At 67.5% G+C, this 8,712-nt stretch carries 9 protein-coding genes; 6 read left to right on the top strand and 3 right to left on the bottom strand.

Translation table 11 applies throughout. The annotated features are described in order from the left end of the window. The first annotated feature begins 49 nt into the window (after window positions 1–49). The 6 genes from pdhA (at window position 50) to E3T49_RS12695 (ending at window position 6,196) form a co-directional block, all read left to right on the top strand. On the top strand, window positions 50–1,207 hold the full coding sequence (pdhA, locus tag E3T49_RS12670) for a pyruvate dehydrogenase (acetyl-transferring) E1 component subunit alpha (RefSeq protein ID WP_134425267.1): 1,158 nt from the start codon (window positions 50–52) through the stop codon (window positions 1,205–1,207). Further along, entirely contained in the window at window positions 1,204–2,211 is a 1,008-nt protein-coding gene (locus tag E3T49_RS12675; RefSeq protein WP_134425268.1) for an alpha-ketoacid dehydrogenase subunit beta, read from the top strand. The genes pdhA and E3T49_RS12675 overlap by 4 nt, the downstream gene beginning before the upstream one ends. Further along, window positions 2,211–3,758 (top strand): dihydrolipoamide acetyltransferase family protein, encoded by a 1,548-nt coding sequence (locus E3T49_RS12680; protein WP_134425269.1) that lies wholly within the window; start codon window positions 2,211–2,213, stop codon window positions 3,756–3,758. Before E3T49_RS12675 ends, E3T49_RS12680 begins: the two co-directional genes overlap by 1 nt. Window positions 3,759–3,805: 47 nt before the next feature. Then, window positions 3,806–4,627 carry an ornithine carbamoyltransferase gene (locus E3T49_RS12685; protein WP_134425270.1) on the top strand — a complete coding sequence of 274 codons (822 nt, stop codon included), beginning with the start codon at window positions 3,806–3,808 and terminating at the stop codon, window positions 4,625–4,627. A gap of 179 nt (window positions 4,628–4,806) precedes the next feature. Further along, the gene (locus tag E3T49_RS12690; RefSeq protein WP_134425271.1) at window positions 4,807–5,460 is read left to right on the top strand and encodes an IMPACT family protein; all 654 of its coding nucleotides are present in this window, start codon (window positions 4,807–4,809) and stop codon (window positions 5,458–5,460) included. Window positions 5,461–5,614: 154 nt separating this feature from the next. Beyond that, window positions 5,615–6,196, top strand: a complete 582-nt coding sequence (locus E3T49_RS12695) for a hypothetical protein (RefSeq protein ID WP_134425272.1) — start codon at window positions 5,615–5,617, stop codon at window positions 6,194–6,196. Between the two features lie 68 nt (window positions 6,197–6,264). Here the strand turns inward: E3T49_RS12695 and E3T49_RS12700 are convergent, their stop codons facing one another. The 3 genes from E3T49_RS12700 to E3T49_RS16215 all read right to left on the bottom strand — a co-directional run. Then, entirely contained in the window at window positions 6,265–6,930 is a 666-nt protein-coding gene (locus tag E3T49_RS12700; protein WP_134425273.1) for a GAP family protein, read from the bottom strand. An 89-nt stretch (window positions 6,931–7,019) separates the two neighbouring features. Then, the gene (locus tag E3T49_RS12705) at window positions 7,020–8,081 is read right to left on the bottom strand and encodes a hypothetical protein (RefSeq protein WP_134425274.1); all 1,062 of its coding nucleotides are present in this window, start codon (window positions 8,079–8,081) and stop codon (window positions 7,020–7,022) included. 114 nt (window positions 8,082–8,195) lie between these two features. Next, a partial coding sequence (locus tag E3T49_RS16215; RefSeq protein ID WP_166785544.1) for an HNH endonuclease signature motif containing protein occupies window positions 8,196–8,712 on the bottom strand: 517 nt, incomplete at its 5' end.

Raw genomic sequence — 8,712 nt, forward strand, 5'->3', positions numbered from 1 at the left:
CCGTCTCCCCGGCATCGTCGACGGCGAGGAGATGCCGCAGCATTGCGTCATGAGCCTCAATGTCGAGAGCCTGGTCGAGAGCCCCCTCACCGCGCCGCGCCCCCTCCGTCTGATCGATGACACCGGCCGCGCCGCGCCGCCGGACGACGCAGCCGGGTTCGTCCTGCCGGACCCGGCGACGCTCCTCAGCCTGTACCGGCGCATGGTCGTCGCCCGCCGGTTCGACGTGCAGGTCACCGCCCTGACCCGGCAGGGACGCCTGGCGACGTACCCGTCGGCCCTCGGCCAGGAGGCCTGCGAGATTGCCGCGGTCGCCGCCCTCGACACTGGGGACTGGCTCTTTCCGACCTACCGCGACAGCATCGCCCTGCTCACCCGCGGCGTGCCTCCCGAGCAGATCCTGGCCTCGTTCCGCGGCGATTGGCACAGCGGCTACGACCAGAACGCCCACCGGATCGCCGCGCAGGCCACCCCGCTGGCCACCCAGGCGCTGCACGCCGTGGGGCTGGCGACCGCGTCCAAGCTCAAACGGGACAGCACTGTGGCGCTGACCCTGCTCGGCGACGGTGCCACCAGCGAGGGCGACGCGCACGAGGCCTTCAACTTCGCCGCCGTCTGGCAGGCCCCGGTCGTCTTCGTGGTGCAGAACAACCAGTTCGCGATCAGTGTGCCGCTCGACAAGCAGATGCGCTGCCGCACGATCGCCGACAAGGCCATCGGCTACGGGATGCCCGGCTATTTCGTCGACGGCAACGACGTCGCCGCCATGTACGCGGTGACCTCGGCGGCGGTGGAGAACGCCCGCGCCGGCCACGGACCGACCCTGATCGAGGGTCTGACCTACCGGATGGAGGCACACACGAACTCCGACGACCCGAGCCGCTACCGCGATGCCGGAGATCTGGAGATCTGGCGACGCCGCGACCCGATCACCCGCCTGGACACCTACCTCGGCGAGGTCGGGGCGTTGAGCGACGCGGAGCGGGCGGACATCCGTGCCGAGGCCGAGGATCTGGCCACGGACACCCGGGAATGCATGACCCGGTCCGCCCCGGTGGATCCGCTTGAACTCTTCGACCACGTCTATGCGACCCCGCGCGCCGCCCTGATGGAGCAGCGCGCCTTCCTGGCGGCCGAACTCGCCGAGCACGCCGCCGCATCCGCTTCCTCCACATCCAGCACCGCCGAAGCAGGGGGAACCCGATGACTCTCCACGACACCACCGTGACGCGCGCGCCGGTCACCCTGACCATGGCGGCGGCGCTCAATGCGGCGATCCAGGACGCGATGCGCGACGACCCGACGGTCGTCCTGTTCGGCGAGGATGTCGGCCCGCTCGGCGGCGTCTTCCGGGTGACCGACGGGTTGTACGCCGAATTCGGGGAAAGCCGGGTGAGCGATTCGCCGCTGGCCGAGTCCGGGATCGTGGGCACCGCGATCGGCATGGCGATGTACGGCCTGCGCCCGGTCGTGGAGATGCAGTTCGACGCGTTCAGCTACCCGGCGTTCGAGCAGATCGTGTCGCACGTGGCCAAAATGCGCAACCGCACCCGCGGCCGCGTGCAACTGCCGCTCGTGATCCGCATCCCCTACGCCGGTGACATCGGCGGGGTGGAACACCACTCGGACTCCTCCGAGGCCTACTGGGCGGCGACTCCCGGCCTCACCGTGGTCTCGCCGTCGAACCCGGCGGATGCCTACTCGATGCTCCGTGAGGCCATCAACAGTGACGACCCGGTCATCTTCCTCGAGCCCAAGAGCCGGTACTGGTCCAAGGCCGAACTCAGCCTGCCCGTGCGCACCGCGCCGATGAACACCGCGGTCGTGCTGCGGGAAGGCACCGACGTCACCCTGATCGCCTACGGACCGACCGTGAAAACGGCGCTCGCCACAGCGGAGCTCGCCGTGGCCGAGGGCCTCTCCGTCGAGGTGATCGACCTGCGCAGCCTCTCCCCGTTCGACGACGAGACCGTGGGCGCATCCGTGCGGAAGACCTCCCGTGCCGCCGTGCTGCACGAGGCGGCTCAGTTCGGCGGCTACGGAGCCGAGGTGGCCGCCCGGCTCACCGAGCGCAACTTCTTCCACCTGGCCGCACCGATCCTGCGGATCACGGGCTTCGACATCCCCTATCCCTCCCCCAAGCTCGAGGAGTACTTCCTGCCCTCCCCCGATCGCATCCTCGCCGCTCTCGGAACGTGGGAGTGGAACTGATGGGACAGAACTTCATCCTGCCCGACCTCGGCGAGGGACTCACCGAGGCCGAAATCGTCTCCTGGCTGGTTGCCGTGGGAGACACCATCGCCATCGACCAGCCCGTGGTCGAGGTGGAATCGGCCAAATCGGTTGTGGAACTGCCCTCGCCCTACGGCGGCGTGGTCGTGGCCCTCAACGGGGTCGCCGGCCAGATCGTGCACGCCGGCCAGGTGCTGTTGACGGTGACGGATGCCGCGGATGGGCCGGTTTCCCCGGCTGCCGAGGACGCGGCACCGCTCGCCGCCCTGCCTGTCGCAGCGCCCGCAGCGTTTCCCGATGCGGAGGTCGGCGGGTCGGCATCCGGTGCCGTGCTGATCGGTTACGGCACGACCGAGAGCACGCGTCCGGTGCGGCGCCCGGCGGCCGCGCGCTTCGGCGTGCGGCCCGGTTCCGCGGCTCCGGTCGCCGCGCCGGTCGACGCACCAATCGTCGTACCCGTCGCCACGGTGGCGCCGGTCGCGGCTTCCACCACTCCGGCCAGCCCGGCCGGCCGTTCCCCCGTGGTCTCGCCGCTCGTGCGGCGTCTGGCGCGCGAGAACGGCCTCGACGCGACCCTGCTCGTCGGCACCGGGAGCAACGCGCTCGTGCTGCGCCGTGACGTCGAGGAAGTGATCCGGCAGCGGGCAGCGGTGGCCGTGCCCGCACCGGTGGTCGAGCCTGTCGAGACCCAGCCTGCACCGGTGGTCGAGCCTGTCGAGACCCGGCCTGCACCGGTGGTCGAGCCTGTCGAGACCCGGCCTGCACCGGTGGTCGAGCCTGTCGAGACCCGGGCCGCACCGGTGGTCGAGCCTGTCGAGACCCGGGCCGCACCCACCCCCGACATCCGCATCCCGATCACCGGCCTGCGCAAGGTGGTGTCGGAGCGAATGACCACCTCGCGACGGGAGATCCCCGAGGCGACCGTCTGGCTCGACGTCGACGCAACCGAACTCTTCGCCGCCCGGGACCGCCTCTTCGACGCCACCGGTGAGCGGTTCAGCGTGACCGCACTGATCGCCCGGTTCACGGTGGCCGGGCTGCGCAAGTTCCCGCTGCTGAACTCCTCGGTGGACACGGCGAGCCAGGAGATCCTCCAGCGCGGAGCGATCAACCTCGGGCTGGCCGCCCAGACCCCACGGGGGTTGATGGTGCCGGTGGTGCATGGAGCCCACGCGATGACCACCCGCGAATTGCGGGATTCGATCGCCGGCGTCGTGGCCCAGGCCGCGGACGGCTCGTTCCCGCCGGCCCGACTCACCGGCGGCACCTTCACCCTGAACAACTTCGGAGCGTTGGGCGTCGACGGGTCCGCTGCCATCATCAATCACCCGGAGGCCGCCATTCTGGGCATCGGACGGATGATTGAACGCCCCTGGGTGGTCAACCACGCCCTCGCAGTGCGCACGGTCGTGGAGTTGTCCCTGGTCTTCGACCACCGGGTCTGCGACGGCGGCACGGCCGCGGGATTCCTCACCTATGTCGCGCGCTGCATCGAGTCCCCGGTGAGCATGCTCGCCGACCTCTGACTACCCGCGCGACAGCCCAAGTGCAGCGGTAGCCCTATCGTGTAGGGATGCGCCACCTCCTGCGACTCGACGACTGGACATCCGCCGAGCTTCGCGATGTCTTCCGCCTGGCGGATGCCTACAGCGCCGGAGACGGACCCCACGTCACCGGTTGCGCAGCGCTCTTCTTCCCTGCTTCGAGCCTCCGCACGCGGGTGTCGTTCGAACGAGGCGCCACGCTCATGGGGCTTCAGCCGATCCTGTTTCCGCCCGAGACGCTGGATAAGCCAGAGGCCCTCGACGATGTCGCCGGCCACCTGGCGTCGTGGGTCGATGTGCTCGTTGTCAGGCACCAGAACATCGGTGTGCTCGACGGGCTTGCCGCATCGAATGCCCTTCCGGTCGTCAACGCCATGACGGCAGAGAACCATCCCTGCGAAGTCCTCTCCGACCTCTACGCGATCTCTCGCACCCGGGAGCCCCACGAGCTCCGCTTCCTTTTCGTCGGTGCCGACGGCAACATCGCGAGGGCATGGTGCGAGGCGGCCCGGTCGTTCGGTTTGGACCTGGTTCAATGCTGTCCCCAAACGCTGGCGACACCGGGTGCACGATGGACCGATGATCTCGACGCGGCGGTTGCCTCAGCCGACGTCATCATCACGGATACCCCTGGCGACCACGCGCACGAGCTCGCACCGTTTCGAATCACGGCCTCGTTGCTCAAACAAGCCCCGGACGGCGTGCAACTCGCGCCGTGCCCACCCTTCCAGCGGGGCCGGGAGGTTTCGGCGGACGCTATCGACAGCGCCGCCTTCGTGGGCTACGGCTTCAAAGCATCACTACTGCCTGTCCAGCAAGCGGTTCTCGCCCTGACCCTGGGGAAGGGCTGAGCGGCGCCGTTGATGCTGGCGAACGTCACATCGTTCACAAGATGCTGGTCTTCGCACCATGAGTTCTGGGGCCGGGTGCGGTTCTTCCCATCGGACTGACGGAGCGCCGTACCACTCGTAACATCGGAAAGCCTCGGCAGGTGTGCTGGCAACGGGCTAATGCGCGAGAGACTGGGGGTATGCCCGATCTCACTCTGCACGGCGGCGTCGGCAGCCGTCTTGACGCCGAGATCGAAGTGAAACACTCCAGATTCCTTTGCCGTCTGGTGAGAGCCGAGACCGAGGATGCCGCACGGGCAGCCATCGAGGGCGCACGCACGGAACATTGGAGTGCCCGCCACCACTGCTCGGCATTCGTGCTCGGGCCGAGCGATGCCCCCGACCAGGTGCGTCGCTCAAACGACGACGGTGAACCGTCAGGAACCGCGGGCCGCCCGATGCTCGAGGCACTGTCCGGGCGCGGTTTCGTCGACTGCGTGGCCGTCGTCAGCCGATATTTCGGTGGCACACTCCTCGGCGCCGGCGGTCTCGTGCGCGCCTACTCAGACGCCGTGCTGACCACGATCGACGAGGCCCAGTCTCTGGGGCTGGTCGTGGCGCGCGAACGCCGTGAACTGTTCACGCTTGCGCTGTCCCACGCGGACGCCGGTCGCATCGAGGCCGAGTTGCGCCAGCGCGGAGTGCTCATCCTGGGTACCGACTACGGGCAGGACGCGGTGCTGCACATTGCCGATGACGACGCCGCGCGGCTCGCCGCAATCGTTGCCCACGTCACGGCCGGAAGCGCGGAACTGGAAGCCCTCGGCCACGAATGGGTCGACGTCGAACCCTGAACCGGTTGCCTGCGTGGCCGTGAGTCGATTCGTGTCGTGAAGTTCAGTGTCTTACCCGGGACCGCTGTCACCCCGCTAGGGTCGCTTGCGGGACCCCACGAGCAGGTGAATGGCAGGGCCACCCTGAAAAGCACCCCTCGAGGAAAGGAAACCCGTGATTCTAGCCATCATTGTCGGCTGCGAGGTCGGATTCTGGGTTCTGATCGTGCTGGGCCTGTGCGCTCGGTACCTCTTCCGGCTCAGGCGAACGGGACTGGTGCTGCTGGCTCTGACTCCGGTTGTGGACATCGTTCTTCTCACGGCGACTGCGGCAGACCTGATGAACGGGGCCACGGCGACGGTTTTCCACGGCATAGCGGCGATCTATCTGGGATTCTCCGTCGCCTATGGGCACAAGATGATCACCTGGGCAGACTCGCGATTCGCCCATCGTTTCGCCGACGGTCCGGCGCCGGTCAAACGGTACGCCTGGGCGTACGCGGCCGAGTGCTGGAAAGACGTGGCACGCACCGCACTCGCCGTGCTCATTGCTGCCGGAACCCTCTGGTTGTTGACCCTCGTTGTGGATGACCCCGAAAAAACTCAGGCGCTGACCGACCTGTACAGAATTCTTGCCGTGATCTTCGGCGCAGAAGTCTTGTGGGCCCTCGGGTACACCGTGTGGCCGAAGAGTCAGCCTGCCACGGCTCAGCCGAGCGATCTGCGCTCGGGCCCCGTGTCCGACCCCACGTCCTGATGCCTCCGCGCGACGGTTGATGAACTGGTGTGAAGTCCGGTCGGTGACGGCCGACCACATCGTTCGCGTCACAGATCGGACAGCCCCCCTCCGATGAGGGCCGCGCCGATCACCAACAGCACCACGCTCATGATCGCGGCGTTGTGGCGCACCAGGATCACCCGTACGTGTTCGAGGCGATCTCGCATCCGTTCAGGGGCCACGACAAACGCCAGCACAGGCACGGCAACGCTCAGGCAGGCGATCACCGTATACGCAGCCGCCACGACGAGCGTCGGACCCAGAGGAAGGCCGACGCTGCCGATAATGATGCCCGCTCCCACACCGAGAAGCACTTCCTTCGGGTTGGCCACCGACAACAGGAGAGCCGTGCGCGCAGCCCGCCAGGGTGAACTGCCTTCGATCGCGGACATCCAGCCGGGGAGTTTCGGCTCCTTCTCCTCTCGCGGCCATCCCGGCCATTTCCACACCGCCAGCACCACGAGCGACACCCCCACGAGAACACGCGCCACCGCGCCCAGGAGTGAAACATCATCGGATTGCTCGACGAGATCTGACATCGTGGCAAACACCCCGACGATGGCGGCCACACCGACGACGCGTCCGGCCAGGAATGCCAGACCGGCGGACCGGCCCGTCGGCGACAGAAGCACGAGGACCACCGCGATGATCGGAAACGGACTCAATGCGACCGCCACAGCGACGGGAAGTGCACTACCGAACGCCTCGATCATTGCGGGCTCCTGTTCTGCTGGGCCAATCGTGACACGCCCGCGGGCCGCGCCCAAGTGGCTGATTTCGAGCCAGCGTTGCTGGTGCGGCCTTAGCGGTCGGGGTCGGATTCTGGCGGAGTCACCCGGACGAGGATTGTTCCAGCCTCGTCCCCGATGGAGAGCACAAAAGCGGTGTCGGTAACCCAGACTGCCGCCTTCGCGCCGCAGGAGAACGGCAACCCCGTCGGCTTCCCGGCCTGCAGGATGGCCAGTCCCCCGGTCGCTGAACGCGAGCAGTCCCCCTTGTTCGCCATGACGTCCTGCGCCTTCGACGAACCGCGCACCAGCGACCAGTCCAGGTCAGTGGCTTCATCCGCGGTCGAGTTCCCCGCCAGCACGTTCCCGGCGGGACTCACGGCCAACACCGGCATCCGATTCGAGTGCGCGCCGAGAGACGTGACTGTTCCGTCGACGTCGATCGCGAACGTCTCCCGGTTCGTGCTCACGTAGACAGCGCCGGTGGAATCGGTCTCGATCGCGACAGCCGTTGCGGTCAGACCTGAGTCTGCGCCCAGCACCGTGGTTTCCCGCCCTGTCGCGTCGATGGCCCGGACGGCGAACGGCTTCGGCTGCACGCTACCGGACGGACCGGCATAGACATCGGGCACCGTCTCGCCCAGAAAATCGACGAACACGATTCGCCCGTCTGCCCCAGCGGCGACGTCGCCGATCGCCGTTGCATCGACTCCGATCCGTGTCCAGGTGCCCGCCTGCGTATCGAACCGGAAGATCCCGGTGCCGCTGCCGAGGGCATCCGTTCGATCGGTTCGAGAGACGACGAGGTCTGTGGGGGAGACGGCCGAGATCCCGTGCACGGTGCTGAAGTCATCGTCGTTGAATCGGCTCAGGGTGTCACCGCTCTGATCCAGGTGCAGCCAGGAACCACCGGACTCGGTCCAGAACCCTCCTGCGGTATCTGCGGTGATGTTCGCCATGGAATAGGTGACATCGATTAGGTTTTCGATACCTCCGTCCAACGCATCGTCGTCCAGTGCATTGTCGAACTCGATCGGTGCCACGCGCCAGGAGTCCGGCGAGATGACGGAACACGCGCTGAGGGAAACCACCAGCACGACGGACCCCCACGCCGTCATCCATCGTCTGTACGTCATACCTTGAGGATCACCCGGATCTTCGACAGAAGCCCGACGAACACGCCGCGGTCGCAAGTTCCGTCATCGATGGAGCCGACTCGCTGGTCGTGTGAACCACTCAGACTGTATCGGTCAGAATGGCGCAGGCTCGGGCATTTCCTCTGAGTCGGACCCCGGCTCGGGCTCCGGCTCCGCAGGGTTCGGTGCCGGCTCCGCAGGGGGCGTGGCCGGTTTCGCGGCCGTCGACGCCGAGTGGATGACCGTGGCCGGCTCGCTCACGAACGTGCGCCCGGTCGGCGACGTCCACTCCAGCAGCCCGTCACCGAGATGCACCACCCGCCAGCCGGTCTCGCTCTTGAGCGCATGACACGCCCGGCACAGGTGCGCGAGATTGTCGTGCGCGGTCACACCGTCGAACTGCCAATCCACGGAATGGTCTAAGTCGCAGTGCGCGGCCGATTTGTTGCAGCCCGGGAACCGACACGTTTTGTCCCGCACCCGCAGTAACCGTTTCAGGTCTTTCGGCACCTTGTAGCGGTCCCGCCCGACGGAGAGCACGGCGCCTGTTTCCGGGTGCACCAGGATGCGGGTGAAGCTCGGCGCCCCGGCCGCGATCTGCCGGGCCGTGTCCGGGTCGATCGGCCCATAC

This window comes from Cryobacterium cryoconiti (assembly GCF_004403065.1).
Taxonomy (GTDB): domain Bacteria; phylum Actinomycetota; class Actinomycetes; order Actinomycetales; family Microbacteriaceae; genus Cryobacterium; species Cryobacterium cryoconiti.